Origin of the sequence: Exiguobacterium sp. s35 (assembly GCF_018617535.1) — a bacterium.
Lineage (GTDB): Bacteria > Bacillota > Bacilli > Exiguobacteriales > Exiguobacteriaceae > Exiguobacterium > Exiguobacterium aestuarii.
This window is the reverse complement of sequence record NZ_JACSKI010000001.1, coordinates 1,809,556-1,830,917: the sequence shown is the minus strand read 5'-3', so window position 1 is coordinate 1,830,917 and position 21,362 is coordinate 1,809,556. Positions and strand designations below refer to the sequence as shown.

At 49.5% G+C, this 21,362-nt stretch carries 23 protein-coding genes; 20 read left to right on the top strand and 3 right to left on the bottom strand.

Going from position 1 to position 21,362, the window contains the following annotated elements:
- Positions 1-30 precede the first annotated feature (30 nt).
- Together KNO75_RS09265 and KNO75_RS09260 are read left to right on the top strand one after the other, a co-directional pair.
- Complete coding sequence (locus tag KNO75_RS09265) at positions 31-957, top strand: ATP-binding cassette domain-containing protein (RefSeq protein WP_214821294.1); 927 nt, start codon at positions 31-33, stop codon at positions 955-957.
- Positions 947-1,717, top strand: a complete 771-nt coding sequence (locus tag KNO75_RS09260; RefSeq protein WP_012727390.1) for an ABC transporter permease — start codon at positions 947-949, stop codon at positions 1,715-1,717. Before KNO75_RS09265 ends, KNO75_RS09260 begins: the two co-directional genes overlap by 11 nt.
- A 43-nt stretch (positions 1,718-1,760) precedes the next feature.
- Here KNO75_RS09260 and KNO75_RS09255 read toward each other — a convergent pair whose 3' ends face one another.
- Complete coding sequence (locus tag KNO75_RS09255; protein ID WP_214821292.1) at positions 1,761-2,462, bottom strand: C40 family peptidase; 702 nt, start codon at positions 2,460-2,462, stop codon at positions 1,761-1,763.
- A gap of 383 nt (positions 2,463-2,845) precedes the next feature.
- On the opposite strand from KNO75_RS09255, the gene rho reads away from it, so the two are divergent.
- The 10 genes from rho to KNO75_RS09205 all read left to right on the top strand — a co-directional run bounded on the left by rho (position 2,846) and on the right by KNO75_RS09205 (position 11,056).
- Complete coding sequence (gene rho, locus KNO75_RS09250) at positions 2,846-4,183, top strand: transcription termination factor Rho (RefSeq protein WP_214792894.1); 1,338 nt, start codon at positions 2,846-2,848, stop codon at positions 4,181-4,183.
- Positions 4,184-4,265: 82 nt separating this feature from the next.
- Entirely contained in the window at positions 4,266-4,508 is a 243-nt protein-coding gene (locus tag KNO75_RS09245) for a type B 50S ribosomal protein L31 (protein WP_012727387.1), read from the top strand.
- Between the two features lie 99 nt (positions 4,509-4,607).
- Entirely contained in the window at positions 4,608-5,831 is a 1,224-nt protein-coding gene (locus KNO75_RS09240; RefSeq protein ID WP_214786255.1) for a cation:proton antiporter, read from the top strand.
- Positions 5,832-5,937: 106 nt separating this feature from the next.
- A complete protein-coding gene (locus KNO75_RS09235; protein ID WP_214786257.1) occupies positions 5,938-6,549 on the top strand; it encodes a thymidine kinase in 612 nt (203 codons plus the stop codon).
- A gap of 82 nt (positions 6,550-6,631) precedes the next feature.
- On the top strand, positions 6,632-7,702 hold the full coding sequence (gene prfA / locus KNO75_RS09230) for a peptide chain release factor 1 (protein WP_214786259.1): 1,071 nt from the start codon (positions 6,632-6,634) through the stop codon (positions 7,700-7,702).
- Entirely contained in the window at positions 7,699-8,559 is an 861-nt protein-coding gene (prmC, locus tag KNO75_RS09225; RefSeq protein WP_483298002.1) for a peptide chain release factor N(5)-glutamine methyltransferase, read from the top strand. Before prfA ends, prmC begins: the two co-directional genes overlap by 4 nt.
- Positions 8,540-9,550: an L-threonylcarbamoyladenylate synthase gene (locus KNO75_RS09220; RefSeq protein ID WP_214792902.1), complete on the top strand. Its 1,011-nt coding sequence runs from the start codon at positions 8,540-8,542 to the stop codon at positions 9,548-9,550. The genes prmC and KNO75_RS09220 overlap by 20 nt, the downstream gene beginning before the upstream one ends.
- A gap of 21 nt (positions 9,551-9,571) precedes the next feature.
- Positions 9,572-10,072: a low molecular weight protein arginine phosphatase gene (locus KNO75_RS09215; protein WP_214694549.1), complete on the top strand. Its 501-nt coding sequence runs from the start codon at positions 9,572-9,574 to the stop codon at positions 10,070-10,072.
- A gap of 4 nt (positions 10,073-10,076) precedes the next feature.
- The gene (rpiB, locus tag KNO75_RS09210; RefSeq protein ID WP_214694546.1) at positions 10,077-10,517 is read left to right on the top strand and encodes a ribose 5-phosphate isomerase B; all 441 of its coding nucleotides are present in this window, start codon (positions 10,077-10,079) and stop codon (positions 10,515-10,517) included.
- The gene (locus KNO75_RS09205; protein ID WP_483298001.1) at positions 10,514-11,056 is read left to right on the top strand and encodes a TIGR01440 family protein; all 543 of its coding nucleotides are present in this window, start codon (positions 10,514-10,516) and stop codon (positions 11,054-11,056) included. Before rpiB ends, KNO75_RS09205 begins: the two co-directional genes overlap by 4 nt.
- A 51-nt stretch (positions 11,057-11,107) precedes the next feature.
- On the opposite strand, the gene KNO75_RS09200 is transcribed toward KNO75_RS09205, so the two are convergent.
- Positions 11,108-11,893 (bottom strand): alpha/beta hydrolase, encoded by a 786-nt coding sequence (locus KNO75_RS09200; RefSeq protein ID WP_214792911.1) that lies wholly within the window; start codon positions 11,891-11,893, stop codon positions 11,108-11,110.
- A 132-nt stretch (positions 11,894-12,025) separates the two neighbouring features.
- On the opposite strand from KNO75_RS09200, the gene glyA reads away from it, so the two are divergent.
- On the top strand, positions 12,026-13,279 hold the full coding sequence (gene glyA, locus KNO75_RS09195) for a serine hydroxymethyltransferase (protein ID WP_214786268.1): 1,254 nt from the start codon (positions 12,026-12,028) through the stop codon (positions 13,277-13,279).
- 4 nt (positions 13,280-13,283) lie between these two features.
- Positions 13,284-14,228 carry a hypothetical protein gene (locus KNO75_RS09190; protein ID WP_214821290.1) on the top strand — a complete coding sequence of 315 codons (945 nt, stop codon included), beginning with the start codon at positions 13,284-13,286 and terminating at the stop codon, positions 14,226-14,228.
- Between the two features lie 113 nt (positions 14,229-14,341).
- Here the strand turns inward: KNO75_RS09190 and tnpB are convergent, their stop codons facing one another.
- Entirely contained in the window at positions 14,342-15,514 is a 1,173-nt protein-coding gene (tnpB, locus tag KNO75_RS09185; protein ID WP_214821288.1) for an IS200/IS605 family element RNA-guided endonuclease TnpB, read from the bottom strand.
- A 178-nt stretch (positions 15,515-15,692) separates the two neighbouring features.
- Between tnpB and KNO75_RS09180 the strand changes: the two genes are divergently transcribed.
- The 6 genes from KNO75_RS09180 (at position 15,693) to upp (ending at position 20,825) form a co-directional block, all read left to right on the top strand.
- A complete protein-coding gene (locus KNO75_RS09180) occupies positions 15,693-15,941 on the top strand; it encodes a hypothetical protein (protein ID WP_214821286.1) in 249 nt (82 codons plus the stop codon).
- Between the two features lie 65 nt (positions 15,942-16,006).
- Positions 16,007-16,684 carry a response regulator transcription factor gene (locus KNO75_RS09175; protein ID WP_214821284.1) on the top strand — a complete coding sequence of 226 codons (678 nt, stop codon included), beginning with the start codon at positions 16,007-16,009 and terminating at the stop codon, positions 16,682-16,684.
- A gap of 2 nt (positions 16,685-16,686) precedes the next feature.
- Positions 16,687-17,922, top strand: coding sequence for a sensor histidine kinase (locus tag KNO75_RS09170; RefSeq protein ID WP_214821282.1), 1,236 nt, complete (start codon positions 16,687-16,689; stop codon positions 17,920-17,922).
- A 108-nt stretch (positions 17,923-18,030) separates the two neighbouring features.
- The gene (locus tag KNO75_RS09165) at positions 18,031-18,702 is read left to right on the top strand and encodes a S1 domain-containing protein (RefSeq protein WP_214821280.1); all 672 of its coding nucleotides are present in this window, start codon (positions 18,031-18,033) and stop codon (positions 18,700-18,702) included.
- Between the two features lie 181 nt (positions 18,703-18,883).
- The gene (locus tag KNO75_RS09160) at positions 18,884-20,092 is read left to right on the top strand and encodes a hypothetical protein (protein WP_214821278.1); all 1,209 of its coding nucleotides are present in this window, start codon (positions 18,884-18,886) and stop codon (positions 20,090-20,092) included.
- A gap of 103 nt (positions 20,093-20,195) precedes the next feature.
- Positions 20,196-20,825 (top strand): uracil phosphoribosyltransferase, encoded by a 630-nt coding sequence (gene upp / locus KNO75_RS09155; RefSeq protein WP_074035874.1) that lies wholly within the window; start codon positions 20,196-20,198, stop codon positions 20,823-20,825.
- Positions 20,826-21,362 lie beyond the last annotated feature (537 nt).

Below are 21,362 nucleotides of genomic sequence, written 5' to 3'. Positions count from 1 at the left end.
ACGGGAATGGATAGTCAGGAGGTGGGTGTGATGATTGAAGTGGAAGGACTCGTGAAGACCTTTAAAGATGTTCCGGCGGTGAACGATGTTTCTTTCTCCGTGAAAGAAGGGGAAATCTTTGCGTTTTTAGGACCGAACGGTGCCGGTAAATCGACGACGGTGCAAATGTTGACGACGCTCGTCCGTCCGACGTCTGGGGTGGCGCGGGTGAACGGATTCGATGTCGTCAAACAAGAAAAAGACGTCCGCCTGTCCATCGGGGTCGCACTACAGGAAACCGGGATCGATAAAGTACTGACGGGTCGTGAACTGCTCGTCTTACAAGGACGTTTATTTAAGATGTCGAACGAGGAGGCGCGTCGTCGCGCAGATGAATTGTTAGAAGTCGTTTCTCTGACAGATGCCGCGGATCGACGGAGTGGTACGTATTCAGGAGGGATGCGGCGACGTCTCGATTTGGCCCTCACGCTCGTCCATCGTCCAACCGTATTGTTTTTAGATGAGCCGACGACGGGTCTCGACCCGGCGAGTCGGATTGAGATATGGAATGAAGTACGGCGACTGAATCAAGAATTTGGGACAACGATCTTTTTGACGACCCAGTACTTAGAAGAGGCGGATGAATTGGCTGACCGGATTGCCATCATCCATCATGGGAAAATCGTCAGTGAGGGAACGGCTGAGGAACTGAAACAACTAGTCGGCGGTGAGACGATTGCAATGGACTTTTCAAATGAAGCGGATGCGATGACCGCGGCCACACTCTTCGAGACGACGGCGAACGGGAATCATGTCTCGTTCGAACTACGCGATGTGACGTTGACCGAAATTGTTCGAGCGTTAGATGAACGGGGACTACAACCCGAACGATTGACCGTGAAACAACCGTCGCTTGATGACGTCTTCTTACAAGTGACAGGTGAATCTTATGAAGGGGGCGAGATTCGTGTGGACTGAGACATGGTTATTTACGAAACGGAGCTTAGTGACGACGATCCGAAATCCATTTTCGTTTATCCCGAACTTGATCATCTCTGTATTCTTTTTACTCGTGTACACGAGCGGTCTATCCAGTGTGGCCTCGCTTCCTCAATTTGAAGGAAGCGACTACTTGAACTTCATCTTGCCGGTATCGATTGTCTCAGGTGCCGTCGGCGGGGCAGGAGGAACAGGACAAGCCCTTGTTCGCGATATCGAGAGCGGTTATTTCGCGAGATTACTATTGACTCCGGCGACCCGGACTGCGATTGTGCTCGGACCGATGATTGCCGGAATGTTGCAGCTGCTTGTCCAAACACTGCTCATCTTTGCGGTCGCTTTTCTACTCGGTCTCACGATTCCTGTCGGAGCGGTCGGTTTCTTCTTCACGGTATTACTTGCTATTGGATTCGGTCTTGGCTTTGCGGGTTATTCCGTAGGTGTTGCGTTAAAAACCCGGAATGCGCAAGCCGCACAGGCGGGTACGCTTTTGTTCTTCCCACTGATTTTCTTATCGACGACGTTCGTCCCGAAAGAATTGATTGAGGCGGAATGGTTGAAAGTAGCAGCAACGTTTAATCCGACGACATATATTTTTGAAGGAATGCGGGCGGTTCTGACGCAACCGGAGATTGACTGGGGTGCTTTATCGGCAGGACTCGCGGTCGCGGGTACGATGAGTGTACTCATGATTGTGTTTGCGGCGACGAACGCGAGAGGTGCGCTCAAGCAAAAATAAAAAACGACTCGGTTCCAATGAACCGAGTCGCATTGATATCGTATTAAAGGTATGATCCAGCGCCAACGTAACGTGGTGCCCAGTATCCAGAAGTGAAGCTCGCGTATTTCACGCCGCCTGTTTCTGAATTGATCATTTGTGTTTTGCTAAGTGCCATCCCGACGTGGTGAATCGTTCCGCCCGAATGTGAGAAGAAGACGAGGTCTCCTGCTTGAATCGATGACTTCGAGATTTTCTTCGCGCTTGAGTATTGCTGACGTGAAGAACGTGGGAGTGTTTTGCCGATTGCTTTTTTGTAAACATGTCCAGTGTAACCTGAGCAGTCAAATCCAGCAGTCGTTGTTCCACCATAACGGTAAGGTGTACCGAGATACTTTTTCGACTCAGCAACGAGTTTTGCACGCTTGCTTGACGATGACGTTGAAACTGTCGTTGATGTTGAAGTAGACGTTCTCGGTTTCAAATACGTGTACGTTGAAGATGCTGAAATGTAACGGTGAGTACCTTTGTAGTTGATTTTATAGAACGAACCGGATTTACCAAGGTATGTATAGCGTTGACCTTTATCCATCTTCGCGACAACTTTCGATGACGTAAGTGACGGGGCAGTACGGATGTTCAAGCCGTTTACTTTCGAGTAAGCAAACGTTCCGGTAGCGGCTTCTGCTTGTTCACCTGTTGAGAACATGAGACCCGAGAAAGCAACAGTGGCAGCGACGACGATAGATGCAATACGCTTTAACATTGTATAAATCCCTCCGTTTTTAAATGTGTACGTTTCTATATGACAAAATCGAGTAGTATTTTATAGTAGAGCACAAGTGGCGGATAATACCCGGTTTCCTGTGCAAATAAACTATATCATGCGCAAGACCGATAGCATTTTTCAATCACAAGTCAAAAAAGCGTTTTCTTGTAACAAAAATGAAACAATATGTGGATATAGTACTTATTTTGTTACAAAATCTTCTTTTACTGTGTAAGGATTTGTACAAGAGGGAAACGGTTGAGCAAAAGGTGATTTTTGCACGGTGACGACAAGACAAAAATGTGGTTAGATGATGGCAGAACAAAAATAACGAAGTTGAATACTTCTTGTAATGAAATGTAGAAAGATAGGTGACTTGAATGAGTCAACAGACAGAACCGACAAAAAATTACACGCTTCGTGAACTCGAAACGAAGACGTTAAAAGAACTATATGAGATCGCCAAAGAAGTCAAAGTTCCAAACTTCCGAGAAGCGCGGAAACGTGAGCTCATGTTTCGGATTTTGAAATCACAGGCCGAATCAAAAGATTTGTACTTCCTCGAAGGTATTCTAGAAATCATTCCACCGAATCCTCAGTCACAAAATGACGGCGGGTTTGGCTTCCTCCGACCAATCAACTACTCTCAATCTTCCGAAGACATCTACATCGCTGCTTCACAAATTCGCCGTTTCAACCTTCGAAACGGAGACCTCGTGACGGGGAAAGTCCGCAAACCGAAAGAGAACGAACGGTTCCAAGGGTTGTTGAGTGTAGAAGCAGTCAACGGTGAATCGACAGACTCGACGCGTTCACGTGATTACTTCCCGGCACTCACGCCGATTTATCCGGAACAACAGATGGTGCTCGAAACCGAACCGAAACACCTCTCGGTACGCGTTATGGACATGATTGCACCTGTCGGGTTCGGTCAACGTGGATTGATTGTTGCGCCACCGAAAGCAGGAAAAACGTCACTCTTGAAAGAGATTGCGAACTCGATTACGACGAACCATCCGAACGTCGAATTGATCATTCTGTTGATTGATGAACGACCAGAGGAAGTGACCGACATCCAACGTTCTGTACCGGATGCAGATGTGGCATTCTCGACGTTTGATGAGACACCGGAAAACCATGCGCGTATCTCAGAACTCGTCCTCGAACGAGCGATGCGTCTCGTCGAACATAAGAAAGACGTGGTCATTTTACTCGACTCGATCACACGATTGACGCGTGCGTATAACCTATCTGTCCCACCGAGCGGGCGGACACTCTCTGGGGGGATCGACCCGGCAGCGTTCCACAAACCGAAAAAATTCTTCGGGGCGGCGCGCAATATCGAAGACGGGGGTAGCTTGACGATTCTTGCGACCGCACTCGTCGATACGGGTTCACGGATGGACGATGTCATTTATGAGGAATTCAAAGGAACGGGTAATATGGAACTTCATCTTGACCGGAAGCTGGCAGAACGTCGCATCTTCCCGGCGATTGATATCCGCCGTTCGGGTACGCGGAAAGAGGAGCTCTTACTCGGCAAGGAGGAACTCGATTCGCTATGGACGATTCGTCGTACGATGAACGAGTCTCCAGACTTCGTCGAACACTTCTTACGCCGTGTTCGTGAGACGAAAACGAACCTCGACTTTTTCGCTGCGCTCGAGGCAGATAAGAAAAAAAGACGACCAGTGAAAAAAACGAAAACAGACTTGTAAATCCTATAGTAGGGTGATATTATATTCTAGTGAACTTTCTCTAGGTTGAAAGAATACTTAGGGCCGAAGGAGTTGAAAAGCAATGAAACAAGGAATCCACCCAGAATACCGTAAAGTCGTATTCATGGACTCGACGACAGAATTCAAATTCATCACTGGTTCAACTCGTTACTCTAACGAGACAATCACGATGGAAGATGGAAACGAGTACCCACTCATCCGTGTCGATGTATCTTCTGATTCGCACCCGTTCTACACAGGTCGCCAGAAATTCGCATCTGCAGATGGTCGTATCGAGCGCTTCAACAAGAAATACCAACGTTAATCGTAAAGTTGTATGCTCACCGCCTAGGGATTGCCCTTGGCGGTTTTTTGTTACATCGACGCGGGTAAAGAGACAAAAGACTGTCGTTAGGGGGCCGTTATGGAACTTATACTCATCAGTATCAGCTTGTTGATTGGGGTCGGCATCATGTCACAATGGCTGGCATGGCGTTATCAAATTCCGGCAATCATCATTATGACGCTCGCCGGGGTGTTGGCGGGTCCAATCCTCGGGCTGTTTGACCCGCGTGAATTATTAGGGGATTTATATAGTCCAATCATCTCGTTTGCGGTCGCCATTATCTTATTTGAAGGAAGTCTCGGACTTCACTTCAGCGAAATCAATCAGTTCAGACGGTCAATCGTCCGAATCGTCACGGTCGGAGTCGCGCTTTCATTTGTCGGGATGTCGCTACTCATCCAATACGTCGGTGGGTTGCATTGGGTCGTCGCATGGACGATGGGAGCACTCTTCGTCGTGACTGGGCCGACAGTCGTCATCCCATTATTACGACAGGCACATTTGAAAGATCGTGTCGGGGCAATTTTGAAATGGGAAGGGATTATCGTCGATCCGGTCGGGGCGTTGCTCGGACTCTTTGTCGTACGACTCGGCTATATCGTATATGAAGGAATGGATTTATGGATGCAACTCCTGTTTGCGGGTGCCTGTATCATCGGGATCGGTCTCGGATATTTGTTTGGGCATCTCCTCATGGGATGGTTTGTCGCAGAGAAAGTGCCCCGTTACCTTCGGGCTTCGGTAACATTGACGGCCGTCCTCATCTTGTTCTCACTCAGTGAGCTCATGATGCATGAAGTCGGTCTTCTCGCCGTGACGGCGATGGGGATGACGATGGCCAATACGAAACATCGAGATGAAGAAATCATCGAAGAGTTGCAATCCTTTAAAGAAGATATTTCAATCTTGCTCATTTCGTCTGTCTTCATCTTATTGACGGCGTCGCTTTCTCGAGCAGAGCTCTTGAATATCTTCCAATGGCCGCTCCTCTTGACGATTGCGGGTATTTTGTTCTTGGTTCGCCCAGTAGCGATTTACTTATCGACGATCGGTGGAGGATTGCCGTTAGCGGAGCGAGGGTTCATCGGGTGGATTGCGCCGCGTGGGATTGTCGCGATGACGGTCGCCGGTTTCTTTGCTGAAGAAGTGGCGCATCTCGGGATTGACGATGCGAAGCAAATGTTACCGCTCACGCTCGGTCTCGTCTTCATTTCCGTGACATTACACGGTCTCACAATCCGACCGCTCGCACGTAAATTGAAATTAATTGATGTGCAAAAAGAGGCGAAAGCCGACGAGTAAAGGTCGGATTCACTTCTAACAGAAATTGAGAGAAGTCAACCCTTTTCCTCAACTCGAAAGATAGGTATAATCGGAAAGCGATTATCGATGGAGAGGGCGAAGAATAATGATGCATGTGACGAACCGATATGGTTGGATTGAAGTGATTTGTGGGAGTATGTTTTCAGGGAAGTCGGAGGAATTGATTCGTCGTGTCCGCCGTGCTCACTATGGAAAGATTCCAGTCCAAGTGTTCAAACCAGCAATCGACGACCGGTATCATGAAGAGAACGTCGTCTCACATACGGGCAACTCGGTTGTGGCGGTACCCATCGCATCGAGCCAAGACTTATACGATGCGGTACGCGAAGAAACGCAGGTCATCGCAATCGATGAAGTGCAATTCTTTGACGAAGGAATCGTCGATGTTATCGAACAGCTCGCAAACGAGGACAAACGCGTCATCTGCGCCGGGCTCGATATGGACTTCCGTGGCGAACCGTTCACGATGATGCCTGAGCTGTTGTCGCGTGCGGAGTTCGTGACGAAACTTCAGGCGATTTGCTTGTCTTGTGGCGCACCTGCTTCACGGACGCAGCGTTTGATTGATGGGCAACCGGCTCGTTATGAAGATCCGGTCATCTTGGTCGGGGCTTCAGAGTCGTACGAACCGCGGTGCCGTCATTGCCATGATGTACCGAATAAACCACATCCGGTCCGCCATACGGTGGCAGACTGATGAATCGACGGACCGCCCTCGGCGGTCCGTTTTTTTGCTATAATAGATAGAGTTTGATTTGACGGAGAAAGGACGGATCATCATGTTTGACCGTTTAAGTGTATTGGAAGATCGTTATATGCAATTGAATGAAATGCTCGCCGATCCTGAGGTGCTCAGTGATTCGACGAAGTTACGACAATATTCAAAAGAACAGGCACAGTTAGAAGAGACGGTACAGATGTATCGTCAATATAAAGAAACGAGCGAGGCGTTCAAAGAGGCGAAGGCGATGCTCGAGGACCGGACGCTCGACGCCGAGATGCGTGAACTTGCCAAAGAAGAGATGAATCTCTTGGAGCCGGAAGTGAAAGAGCTAGAAGCGAAGTTACGAATCTTATTACTTCCAAAAGACCCGAACGATGACAAGAACGTTATCGTCGAAGTCCGAGGCGCGGCAGGTGGAGACGAGGCAGCCCTTTTCGCGGGTGACCTGTATAAGATGTACACGCGATTCGCCGAGCGTCAAAACTGGAAAGTCGAGCTGATTGACGCGAACTATACCGAGCTAGGCGGGTTCAAGGAAGTCACGTTTATGATCAACGGGGCAGGCGCTTACTCGAAACTCAAGTTTGAGAATGGTGCGCACCGTGTGCAACGCGTCCCGTCAACAGAGTCGGGTGGCCGGATTCATACGTCTACGGCAACGGTCGCCGTCTTGCCTGAAGCAGAAGATGTCGAGGTTCATATCGATATGAAAGATGTACGTGTCGATACGTTCACCTCGTCAGGTCCAGGCGGTCAGTCCGTCAACACGACGCAGTCCGCCGTCCGTTTGACGCACATCCCGTCCGGTCTCGTCGTCTCGTGTCAGGATGAGAAGTCACAGCATAAAAATAAAGACAAGGCGATGAAGGTTCTTCGGGCACGTCTATATGACAAAATGCAAAGCGAGCATATGGAAGAATTGTCGGCACAGCGGAAATCTGCTGTCGGGACAGGGGACCGTTCTGAACGGATTCGAACATACAACTTTCCACAGAGTCGTGTCACGGATCATCGTATCGGTTTGACGCTTCAAAAGTTGGACCGTGTGTTAGCGGGGGAACTCGAGGACATTATCGACGCCCTCATCATGGATGAACAGGCACGTCTTATGGAGGATGCGGAATGATGCGTATCGCTGCGCTACTGAAGCAGACAGAAGAACGGCTTCAAGAGGCCGAACGCGACCGTGCGGCTGCCGAATGGTGGCTCATGCATGTTCTTGATGTCGATCGGACGGGTCTCCTCATTCGATTGTCGGATGAATTATCCATTGATGAAGCAGCGCGGTTCGAAGCTGGAATTGAGCGCCTGTTGACCGGCGAGCCGGTACAACACGTGATTGGGCAGGCGCCGTTTTATGGTCGCTCGTTCGAAGTGAATCGGGATGTCTTGATCCCGAGACCGGAAACGGAAGAATTGATTGATTGGGTGCTCGGGCAGGTTCGTCATGTAGCGGACGATGAAATCGTCGATGTCGGGACAGGGAGCGGCGCGATTGCCATCACGCTCAGCTTAGAGCTCGGTGTACGTGTGCAGACCGTCGATATTTCTCCGGAAGCGATTGCGGTCGCGAAACGAAATGCGGAATCGCTCGGTGCGAGTGTTCGTTTTTATGAAGGGGACGGGCTCGCCCCGATTGCCGATCAATCGATTCGAATCCTCGTCTCGAATCCACCATATATTGAGGCGGACGTTCTATTAGATGAGACGGTCGTCGGCTACGAACCACATCTCGCCCTCTTTGGAGGAATGGACGGGCTCGACATGTATCGGCAATTGATTTCAGAATCAGTGCGCGTCTTACGTGCCGATTGGCAATTGATTGCGTTTGAAATCGGGTATAACCAAGGACAAGATGTGAAATCATTACTGTCTGAACGTTATCCTGAAGCAGAAACGGGTATTTTAAAAGATATAAACGGCAAGGACCGTATCGTCTATGCCGTAAGGGAAGGGATTGCGTATGGAAACGAAATGGATTAAATCGAATGAGATTGAAGAGGGGGTACGTCTTCTTCAAGCGGGTGAAATCATCGCCATGCCGACAGAAACCGTCTATGGTCTCGCTGGTGACGCCATGAATGATGTGGCGATTCGCAAGATTTTTGAGGCGAAAGGACGTCCGTCGGATAACCCACTCATCGTCCATATCGCTTCAATCGAGCAAACAAGCATGTTTGTCGATTCGATTCCTCCCGTCGCCAAACGCTTGATGGATGCGTTTTGGCCAGGCGCTTTGACGATCATCTTGCCTTCAAACGGCCGAGCCTCTTCGCTCGTGACCGCAGGATTGGATTCTATCGGACTACGGATGCCGAATCATTCGGCGGCACTTGAGTTGATTCGCAAGTCAGGCTTAGGGCTTGCGGCCCCAAGTGCGAACCGTTCCGGACGTCCGTCGCCGACGACCGCTCAACATGTGGCTGATGATTTGGCCGGGCGGATTGCCGGGATTGTGGACGGAGGTCCAACTGGAATCGGCGTCGAGTCAACCGTCATCGATTGTACGGGTGACACGGTGACGATTTTACGACCTGGTGGAGTGACGCGAGAAGAAATCGAAGCTGTCATCGGACCGGTCGCGTTAGATGCCAACTTGAGTGACGAAAAAGCTGCGCCGCGATCACCGGGAATGAAATATACGCATTACGCCCCGACGGCGCCCGTCTTTTTAGTCGATGGCACACGTGAAGAGTTACAGCGTGTCATCGAGGAGCGTCAGCAAGCGGGATTGCGTATCGGTGCACTCGTATTCGACGAAGAGCCAACATTGGCTGACGTCACCTATTCCCTCGGTACTTCGATGGAAATGGCGGCGCAACGTTTATACGATGCCCTTCGTCGATTTGATGAAACGGACGTCGATGAGATTTATGTGAACAAGATTGAACCGGTCGGGGTCGCCTTAGCCGTCTATAACCGTTTGTATAAAGCGGCGGGCGGAAAGATCGTACACCCGACGAAAGATGCCTAAAGACATAGAGGAGGACACGCGATGTCAATGAAACGCGTATTATTCATATGTAGTGGCAACACGTGCCGAAGCCCGATGGCGATGGCCTTGCTCCGTTCGAAAATGACAGGGGACGAGTTCGATATTCGCTCAGCCGGTCTACGAACGATGCAAGGATTCGATGCTTCTGAAAATGCACTGCAAGTTCTCAGAGAACGTGGGATTGAGCTCGATCATGTCACCCAGACGTTCGATGAGGTGCTAGGAAACTGGGCGGACATCATCTTGACGATGACACGTGCGCACCGCGAACAAATTCGGGATACATACCCGGATTTGGCAGAGCGGACGTACACGCTCTACGAATTCGTGACAGGGCTTGAGCGAGACATCAACGATCCGTTCGGCGGTTCGATGAATGTGTATCGCCAAGTGCGAAACGAACTCGAGCCACTCGTGAATCGACTTGTGTTAAAATTAACGAATGATGGGTCAAAGGTGACGAAACCACCGAGACGCCTACCAAAGAAGACGGGGGAATGAACGAATGAAAATTGCAATCGGCGCCGACCATGGCGGCTTCAACTTAAAGAGAGATATCGTAGCATTGCTTGAGGAACTCGGACATGAGTATAAAGACTTTGGTACGCACTCTGCCGACTCGATTGACTATCCAGACGTAGCGATTCCGGTCGCCGAAGCTGTAGCAGCAGGCGAATTCGATCGTGGAATCTTGATTTGTGGGACAGGGATCGGAATCGGAATCGCAGCGAACAAAGTTAAAGGGATTCGTGCGGCACTCGTTCACGACTCGTTCAGTGCGAAAGCGACACGTCAGCATAACGACTCGAACATCATGACGATGGGTGAGCGTGTCATCGGACCTGGCCTTGCGGTCGATTTGGTGGCGACGTGGCTCGATACAGACTTTGAAGGCGGACGCCATTCAAACCGTGTCGACAAGATGAGCGCTTACGAATCGAAGTGAGCTCAATGAAGACGGAACTTCTCGGATTATTAACGGAGCTTCATGAACGCTTCCCGTTACATGATGAGCGTATTCTCGTCATCGGATGCTCCACGAGTGAAGTGCTTGGAAAAACGATTGGAAAGGCTGGGTCCATCGACGTCGCAGAAGAGTTGATGGAGGCCTTCCTTGAATTCAAAAAGAAAACAGGTGTCCATTTGGCGTTTCAAGGGTGTGAACACATCAACCGTGCGCTCACCGTGGAACGGCGGACGCTCAAGCAATTTGGTCTATCAGAAGTGACGGTCGTCCCTGTCCGATCGGCGGGTGGGGCGATGTCAGAGAAGGCATATGCGAACTTCGAGGAACCATGTGTCGTCGAATCGATTCAAGCGGATGCGGGGATTGATATCGGCTCGACATTGATCGGGATGCATTTGAAACCAGTGGCCATCCCGGTCCGATTATCGTCGAAACATCTCGGAGAAGCGTACGTCACGTTCGCGGTCACGAGACCGAAACTGATCGGTGGACCACGAGCTCAATACCCGAACAAATGAAAAAGGCATCGCATTCAGGTTTTTCGACCGAATGCGATGCTTTTTTTGTGATTATAGTTCTTCGCCAAACAAATACGACACGACCATCGGGAAGCGCTCGCGCCAGGCGAGCTCATTGTGAACGCCCTCCTCGATCACTTCGAAGCGGATGTGCTCGACTTTGTCTTTTAACAAGTTGTACACGCGTTCGCTCGACTCACGATACATCTCGTTCGTCGGTCCGTTCTCCATCGGTTCCTCGACTTCTTTAGCACCGACGTCTAAATAGAGACGTTCGACACCTTTCAAGTCGCTCACCTCAATCAATTGTTCGAGCTCAGTTTGATTGAACCAGAAGGCAGATGATAAAGAGGCGACGCGTTTAAAGATCTCTGGATAGACACATGCTGCATAGATTGAGATGAGTCCCCCCATCGAGCTCCCCATCATCGCTGTTTCGTCGGGAAGAGTCCGATAGTCGGCATCGATCATCGGTTTTAATTCTTGGGCGATATATTCGATATATGCCGATCCTTCTCCACCGAGGACGATGTCGCGTCCGAGCAGGCTATCCCCGATATACGGATTTTCCCACGGTCCATACTCATCGAGTCGTTTTTCCCCAGGTGCGCTATCGATGGCGACGACAATCAAGTCGCGTTTCGAGGCGTCTAAGTATTCACCGACGCGCCAACTCATGTTGTAGCTCGCTTCCTCGTCTGCGAAACAGTTTTGCCCGTCATGCATATAGAGGACGGGATAACGTTTCTCAGATGTCTCGTAATCTGCTGGTGTGTAGATTCGGACCGTCCGGCTACGTTCAAACGGGGTAATTGTAATGTCTTTTGTCTCAATCATGAAGTGACCTCCTCACAGTTACATTCTTTCTAATGATACCCATCTTTTCACCTGATTATAGCGATACCCAAAAAAAGATGCGTGTGGTACGATGGGGGTGTTGATTTTTAGACATTTAGAGGGGGTCTTCACATGGTAAACACGACGAAGTTAAAAGTGCAGGATGCGGAATTGTTTGAGGCAATGCAACACGAGCTCGGTCGTCAACGCGACAACATCGAACTCATCGCTTCAGAAAACTTTGTTTCAGAAGCGGTCATGGAAGCGCAAGGAGGCGTATTGACGAACAAGTATGCCGAAGGATATCCGGGACGCCGTTACTATGGCGGCTGTGAGTTTGTCGACGTCGCTGAAAACTTGGCGCGCGACCGTGCGAAAGCATTGTTCGGTGCAGAACATGCGAACGTACAACCACACTCAGGTGCACAAGCAAACATGGCGGTCTATTTCACAGTGCTTGAAGCAGGAGACACGGTGCTCGGGATGAACCTTTCACACGGTGGTCACTTGACGCACGGTAGCCCGGTCAACTTCTCTGGTGTGCAATATAACTTCGTCGAATACGGTGTAGACAAAGAGACAGAACACATCGACTATGACGTTGTCGCAGCACTCGCAAAAGAACATAAACCAAAATTGATTGTCGCAGGAGCTTCGGCTTACCCGCGCACAATCGACTTCGCGAAGTTCCGTGAAATCGCGGACAGTGTCGATGCATATCTCATGGTCGATATGGCACACATTGCTGGACTCGTGGCAGCAGGTCTTCACCCGAACCCAGTCGAGCATGCGGATTTCGTCACGACGACGACGCACAAGACACTCCGTGGACCACGTGGCGGTATGATTCTTTGTAAGGAAGAGTTCGCGAAAGCAATCGACAAATCCATCTTCCCAGGAATTCAAGGTGGACCGCTGATGCACGTCATCGCAGCGAAAGCAGTCGCGTTCGGAGAGGCACTCCAACCAGAATTCAAAGAGTATCAGCGTCAAGTCATCGCCAATGCACAGGCACTTGCGGCTGGTCTTGAAGAAGAAGGGCTCCGAATCGTATCGGGCGGAACGGACAACCACCTCTTACTCGTCGACCTTCAAGGAATCGACATCACAGGGAAAGCGGCGGAGCATGCGCTCGACGCTGCAGGGATCACGGTCAACAAAAACACGATCCCATTCGATCCAGCATCACCATTCGTCACAAGCGGAATCCGTCTCGGTACGGCAGCGATGACGACGCGTGGCTTCAAAGAGGACGATATGCAAGAAGTGGCACGCCTGATCGGTCGTGTACTCAAACATCATGAAGACGAGTCGGTACTCGCAGAAGCACTCCAAGACGTGCGAACGTTAACTGCGAAGTTCCCACTTTACCCAGAACGAGGCTGAGTCAATGGACATCCGGACACTAGCAGAACGAGAGCTCTCCGAACTCCCATTGATCGATATGACGGAATGGTTGGCTCGTAAAGGGGAACACGATCCGTCTTTCCGTCTTGTCGCCAGCGAGTTCGGGGTCATTACGACGCTCCTCGACCACGGCTATTACGAAGAAGCGAGCGAACGGATTGTACCACTCCTCGGGATGAAAGTGCCCGCAGCGTTCCATCGACTAGGTCTTGCGCTAGAAGTGAAAGCGAACGGGAAAAAAGCGGCCAAGCGCCGCTTTCGTTCGTTCTCAACGGCCGTCATCCAGCATTCGGATTTAGCCGAGTGGCGACAGGCGTTCAAGTTTGATAAGAAATGGTTAGGTCTTCCGCTCGTCGTCGGGCTTGCTGCCGCCGCGCTCATCTTTTGGCCAGATGCTGAACCTCCGATTGTGCCGCCGAGCGAGACGGACCAAGTCGTCGTCGAGACGGTGACGGAGGAAGAGGCGATGGCGGAGCGTCTGAAGGAACTCGAAGCGGAAGTCGCCCGACTCGAGAAGGAAAATGAGCAGCTACAAGATCAAGAAGAAGCGCCAAGTGATGCGACGGAAGAAAAGTCGACTCCAGCGCCGGACGTCGTTCCGTTAGCGGAGGTCGAAGCGCTCGTACAAGACAAACAGTATGAGCAAGCTGAACAGTTGCTCGACGGGAAAGCGAAAGCAGGTCAAGAACAGGCCGTCGGATTTTATCGACTCCTTGTCGACAACAAGTTAGGCAAAGCGACAATCGCTGACTATGCGGCTTATCTCGAATCCTATCCTGAGTCTGGGTACAAGGCAGATGTCCTCTGGATGAAAGGAATCGCCGAGAAAAAAGCGGACGATCCTGCTTATCGGGATACGCTGACGACCGTGTCAGAGATGGAAGGAACGTATTGGGCGCCGATTGCAAAATCTGTGCTCGACGAGTAAGGTGTTGCGCAAGCAACGCCTTTTCTCATGAAATTCTATTGAACTACCCCCACCTACGCTTCGCTGAGAGGTGGGGGATTCCTGAGTTATCCGACCTGACAGTCGGAACCTAATCAGGCTAGCCCCGTCGTCCCGACGGTTGAAGAAGCCAAGATGCGTTCGGCTTCTTGTTTGAGGTTCAGTCCTGCGTTCACATCACGGTCGTGGTAGGCCCCGCAGTTCGGGCATGTCCATTCACGCAAGCCGAGATGCTTCACGTCTTTGTGTCGATGGCCGCAACCCGAACAGAGCTGGCTCGAGGCGAAGGTCTTCCCGACCTTCACGACGGTCTTCCCGTACCAGTCGGCCTTATACTCGAGCATGCGGAAGAACGCCGACCAGCTGACCTCGGAGATCGACTTGCTCAACTTTCGGTTCTTCCGCATGTCCTTCACCTGCAGGGTCTCGATGCCGATGACGTCGTGGTTTTTGACGATCTCGGTCGACACCTTGTGCAGGAAGTCGGTGCGTCTGTTGGCGATCTTCTCATGGATGCGGGCAACCTTCCGCTTCTGCTTCTGGTAGTTCTTCGCCTCGGAGAGTCTCACCTTCTTGTTCAGGTCGATGCGCTGACGACGGGACAACTTGCGTTGCTCCCTTGTCAGCTTCTTCTCGAGCGTACGGAAATAACGGTCGTTTTGGTATACGGTTCCGTTTGATAGGATAGCAAAGTTCTTCAACCCGACGTCGACGCCGACCGATGAAGCGGTTTTCGGCAGTTCACCGATCTCCTGCTCTGCAAGCAGGGAGACGAAATATTTGCCCGAGGCCGTTCGTCGGATCGTGGCGTTCAGGATTCGACCCTCGACCTGTCTCGAGTTGGCGAAACGCACCCATCTCAGCTTGGGGAGTTTGAGTTGATTCCCGACGATCGAGACCTCGGGGATCTGGGACTTGCCTTGGATGTTCGCCGTATAGGATTGGACGGGGTTTCGCTTCGACTTGAAACGGGGATGATTTCCCTTCTTCTTGAAGAACTTCTTATGCGCGTCGGCCAGGTGTTTGACACTGTTCTGAACGGCCGTGCTGTCCACTTCTGTCAACCAACTGAATTCTTGCTTGAGTATGGGAAGTTCTTTCGAGCAGGCATCATACGACAGTCCTTTGCCAGTCGCTTCATAGGCCGCGTCCCATTTCGACAGAAAATGGTTGAACACGAACCGGGAACAGCCGATTGTCTTAGCGATCAGAACCTCCTGTTCCTTCGTCGGATAGATCTGGAATTTATAGCCCTTGTGCTTCAACATGACATTCACCCCCTTTGAGGATATTTTACCCGAAGAGAGGACCGACGATTCATCTCCCCCTTTCATACAAGCCCTGTCTTTAACGTATAGAAGTCGGAGTATTCTCGCCTAATTCTAATAAAGCTCACCACGATTTCTCATTTTCGCATCGTATGATGCGAATAGGAGGGATGCGTGTATGAAACGTTTACTGAAAACAATTGGAACTAGTCTATTGGCAATCGGCCTGATGGGAATCGGACTTGCCGGTTTCTTGTTCTTTACGACCCCGGGGCAATCAAGCCTCGCGCAACTGTCGGTCGCGGCAACGGGCATCGAGCAGCAAATCGAGCAAGTGGATGCAACGTGGGATCAATGGGAAGACCGTCTCGAAAGACAAGTAGAATCAGCAATCCCAGAAGACGTCCGTCTGTTTTTTGCGGATTGATTTCGGGAAATGAATCATAATGCGTCGAGCGGTCCGCTCGGCGTTTTTTCAAAGGGGTGAACAGGATGCAGACGATTCTGGTCGTAGAAGATGATTCAAAAATCGCACGGTTACTGGAGTTGGAGTTGAAGCATGCAGGGTATGAAGTCGTCGTGGCGACAGATGGGCGTAGCGGTTTAGAACGGGCCGTCGCCGACGACATCGACCTCGTCTTACTTGATATCATGCTGCCTCAAATGAGTGGACTCGAGGTGGTCCGTCGATTGAAGGAAGAGAGACCACTGTTGCCCGTTCTCATGGTGACGGCGCGAGGGGACCGCTATGACAAAGTGAGCGGGCTTGACCTAGGTGCTGATGACTACATCACGAAACCGTTCGAAATAGAAGAAGTGCTCGCTCGAATCCGGGCGTTTTTACGCATGCGCCAGCTTGTTCGACAGGACCATTCCGAACATGTCCTGACCTATGAGACACTCAAAGTCGATGTGAATCGGCATGAGGTGTATTGCGAGGGAAATAAAGTTGATTTGACACGGCGTGAGTTTGATTTGTTGGTCTTCTTTTTAGAGAACCCTGAGCGTGTGTTGACACGAGATCAACTCGTCGAACATGTATGGGGATTTGATTACTTCGGTGATACGAACGTCGTGGACGTGTATGTTCGTTACGTCCGAAAGAAACTGACCGGTTCTTGGATTCAAACCGTCCGAGGCGTCGGCTATATGTTAAAGCGTGGTGAGTGAGCATGTTACGGACAAAAATCGCTTGGGCGATGACGGGCTTCATGTTGTTGCTCCTTCTCATCTCGTTTGGCACGACATGGTTCGTCGCTAGGCAGGAGATTGTCGATTCACGTTTTGACGTGTTACAACAAGCGTTAAACCTGTTGGAAGAAGACGTTCGAAACAGTGATGCGGTACTGTCCCTTCACGAAGATAGTGTCGTCTTAGAGCGTCAAGAAAACGGAGAGTGGGGCATCATTGGCGGAGGGGTGCCGGACGGAACGACGTTTCCGATCAATTACGGCGAACCTGCACTCATTGATGACTGGTTTGTCGTCGCCACGACAGATGGATTGGCGTTCGGATTTCAAGACCGGGCGGTGAGTGACACGATTCAAGCATTGGCGACGATTTTTCTCGTCATGTTTTTCCTTGCGGTCCTTTTGACGTTCCTCGGAACATGGTGGATTTTACGCCAAGGGTTGTTACCGTTACGTCGATTGACCGAGACGATGGAGCGCATTACGGAATCGGGCAAGTTAGAAACGATTGCCGTCGATGATGGAAAGGACGAGGTGATGACCTTATCACATGGATTCAATCATATGATTGAACGAGTCGAGGGAACGATGGAACAACAGCGACGTTTCGTCGCCGATGTTTCACATGAACTAAAAACACCGCTGACCGTTATCGAAGGATATGCGAAATTATTGCAACGTTGGGGACAAGAAGATGAGAGTGTCCGTGCTGAGGCCATCGACCACATTTTGACCGAGTCGCGACAAATGCGAAACGACTTGATTGAACCGATGTTGGAATTAAATCGCTTCGCCTCACTTGAACAGGTCGACCAGGAAGACATCGACTTAGTTGAACTTGCGGAAGTGTTGACGGAAAGATTTTTACGCTCGCATGGCGCGCACGTTCCAATCAAAGCGAACGGCAGTTGGTACGGGCATCGTGAATCGCTACAACGTATTCTTGTCATCTTGATCGATAATAGTTTGAAATATGCAGAAGAGACGAGTCTCCACCTGACAAGTGATCGCATCGAAGTACGCGACAGGGGACCAATCTTAACAGAAGAGGTAAGAGCTCGTCTGTTCGACCGATTTTATCGGTTGGATGAAGCCAGAGATCGAAGCGGGAGTGGACTTGGGTTGGCGATTGCCAAAGAAGTCGCGAATTTGAATGGGTGGGCGATCGGAAGCAAACCCAATGACCCTGACGGCAGTGTCTTTTTCCTCACTCGATGATGAACATTTCGTATTTTCTCATCAACTTCTAATGAAGCCTTAAATGCGTTCTCACATACGAGGCTTATGATGAAAATAAGAAGAACATATCACGAGGAGGAAATGAACATGAAACGCATCGGCTGGATCATCGGAGCTTTACTTGGCGTCATGGCAATTGTAGGAATCGGGCTTTATGTGAGTGGGAATCAGACCGACACAGTCATTGTCCCACAAGCCATCAATCAAGCAAGTGACGACGCGTCACCCTCAGAAGATTCAAACGTCAACGCATCAGACGATTCATCATCTTCACGAGTAGAAGATGACTATGAACTATACGGGACACTTGTGAGTCTGACAAAAGAGGATGTCACAATCAGCTTCAATGGAAAAGAATCGACGTATCGCTTGGCACAAACGCATGAAATCGACGACGACACACCGCAAGTTGGCGACCGCGTGAAACTCGAATTGAATCGAAGCGATGAAGTGAAAGAAGTGGACCGTGAGAGCGGAGATGACGATGCATACATTACTGGAACGCTCGTCAAACTCACAGACCAAGAAGTCACGATTAACATCGATGGAACAGACGAAACGTATCGACTCGCTTCACGTTCTGAAATCGACGACGACACACCACGGGTTGGAGATCGCGTCAAACTTGAATTGAATAGGGATCAAGAAGTCATCGAAGTGGACAATGAATCTGAGGACGGCCAATATGAGCAAGACGATTCCTCACAAGACGACTCATCTCAAGATGACTCTAGTGAAGATGAGCGCGAAAACGATTAATCAAGTGACGAAGAAGAACTAATCTTAACCGGTTAGTTCTTTTTTTGTATCGTCATGAAATTTTCGAAACGGACATTCGAAACGTAATAATTCTGAAATCATCACAAAAATAGGTTATATGTTATGATGTACAAGAAAAATTTAGGTGGTTTTCACCGAATTGGGAATGAGGGGAACATCAATGCGGACGTACTGGGGAATCTTACTCAGTTGTATCTTGTTGAGTGGATGTGGGGCCGAGACGTTAAACGCGATTGAATTACGTCCTCTGTCATCTTATCGAGTCGAACAAGACCCTGAGGTGACATTAACCGAACAAACAAAAGAGAAACTTCTTACATACTGTGAGCAACGACCGACCGATGTCTTACCGAAGCGTAGGGCGAAGGTGGCGGAAGTGACATTCCGTCATCCTCTTTACGAAGCCCTCGGCTATAAAAATGTGAAGTACTTTGCCGCGGGGGAAGAACGATATCTCACTTGTGCAAACAGCAACCAATTGATGGAGCGAACGTTTGCGATTGAACCGATTCAAGAATTCGAAGCACTCGACAAAGAACGGTTCATCGAGTCAGAGGTTGTCTCGACGATTGAATTCGATCGCGTCGAGGACATGAAAGAAATTACGAGCGCTTTTAAGATGAACGATACTCATGAAGCGGTGATTGCGGATTCGGCATTCCGCTACACGACCCCGGATACGGGTGCGCTTTACGTGACATTCGAGACAATTCGGAACGGACGAACGCTCGATCCGATTGTCGAACCGAAACTGTTCCCGTTTCAAAGTGGAGAAAATGAGGGCTATGTCTTTTTGACGAAACGGGCCGACAACCGAATCGCTCTTCAAATCGGGAAGGAACCATCGCTTAAACAACTTGTTCTTCCGAGTATGTACGAAGCACCGTATATGAAAGTCGATGCAAAAGAAGAGGAACTCTCTCTAGAAGGAAATCATCGAGAACTAATGAAGCGGATCATCCTATCCGAGCAACCGATTGAAGAAGATGTTTCTGAACAGACTTCACTTGCGCTATCTAAAACATATGGGACTGTTCTTGAGATTTGGGGACACGTTCGTCGACCTGTCCCGAACAAGATGTCGTCCCGACCAATCGATGACGAGATGCAACTCGCCGTCTTCGAATCAAAGCGTGATACAGTCTGGCTAGACGGACCAAAAACCCAAGAACTATTTGATGAATTGTCTCACGTTCCAATGCGCGAGAAGCCGACTGACGCGGTCAACGTTGGACAGTTACATTTGTACCAAGAATTAACCAAACAGTCGTTTGATGTATGGAAAACGGAAACTGAGCTCTACTTGATTGACCAAAAGACGTCACGGTCTTACGAACTTCCTGCAAACGACTATTTCCAAGCCAATTGACGTTCATGGCGTCTGACCTTTGAGAAAATAGAAGTTGGCTCTACCCATCTCAACAGAGTTAGGGTACAATGCTCGAGAGAGAATGAGAGAGGAGTGAAGCAAGATGGGAAAAGTACATGTTTATGACCATCCTTTGATTCAGCACAAAATGACGATTATGCGAAAAGTAGAGACGGGGACGAAGCAGTTCCGTGAACTCGTCGACGAAGTTTCTTCACTTATGGCATACGAAATCACGCGCAGCCTACCCCTAACAGACGTAGAAATTGAGACACCGGTCTCTGTTTCCACTCAAAAGATGATTGCCGGCAAGAAATTGGGAATCGTCCCTATTTTACGTGCAGGACTTGGTATGGTGGATGGGTTCCTCAAAATGATGCCGAACGTAAAAGTTGGCCATATCGGTCTCTATCGTGATCCGGAAACACTTGAGCCACACGAATACTACTTGAAACTCCCGACAGACGTGACGGAACGCGACTTCATCGTCGTCGATCCGATGCTCGCAACGGGTGGTTCAGCCGCTGATGCCATCGCTGCTCTTAAAAAACACGGAGCGAAGTCAATTAAGTTGGCTTGTCTTTGTGCAGCACCAGAAGGCGTAGAACGTGTACAAGCAGAACATCCGGATGTAGAAATTTATCTTGCAGCACTCGATGAAAAATTAAATGATCACGGTTATATCGTTCCTGGACTTGGGGATGCGGGTGACCGTTTGTTTGGTACGAAGTAAGATTGAAGCGAGAATCGTCTATGCGATTTTCGCTTTTTTTCATGATGTTTCTCGAATAATATTTGTCATTTGAAGATGTCACAAAATAGACACAAAAGTGAACGGCAGAGAATCGATATGTGAGACGAATAAATGCTGTTCTTTCTTATTTAAATGTAATCGCGCAATTTTCCGTTTAGACGTGGCGTGAAAATGCGTCCAAAAAGAACGATGAGATTCCTCACAAAAAAATGGGCAAAATCGCTCGACATGGCAAAAACATCCTCGGTATACTGAAACAGGACGTTGAAAACGATTTCAAAATGAAGTCAACGACCGTTTCGTAACTCTTTGTGAACGTAAACGTTTACGGATTGAAATTTCCAAAACGTGGGGGTATAACTGAACTATTCTTCATCTGATTCCGTTTGTGAAATGTTATAAAGTCAACATTTTTATTTCAACGTTTCTTCACACTTTCTTTAAAAAGTGCATCAATCGTTTACTTTATGAAGTGCGTAAAACTATTGATACGACTTGATTTAAAGCGCTTTTATA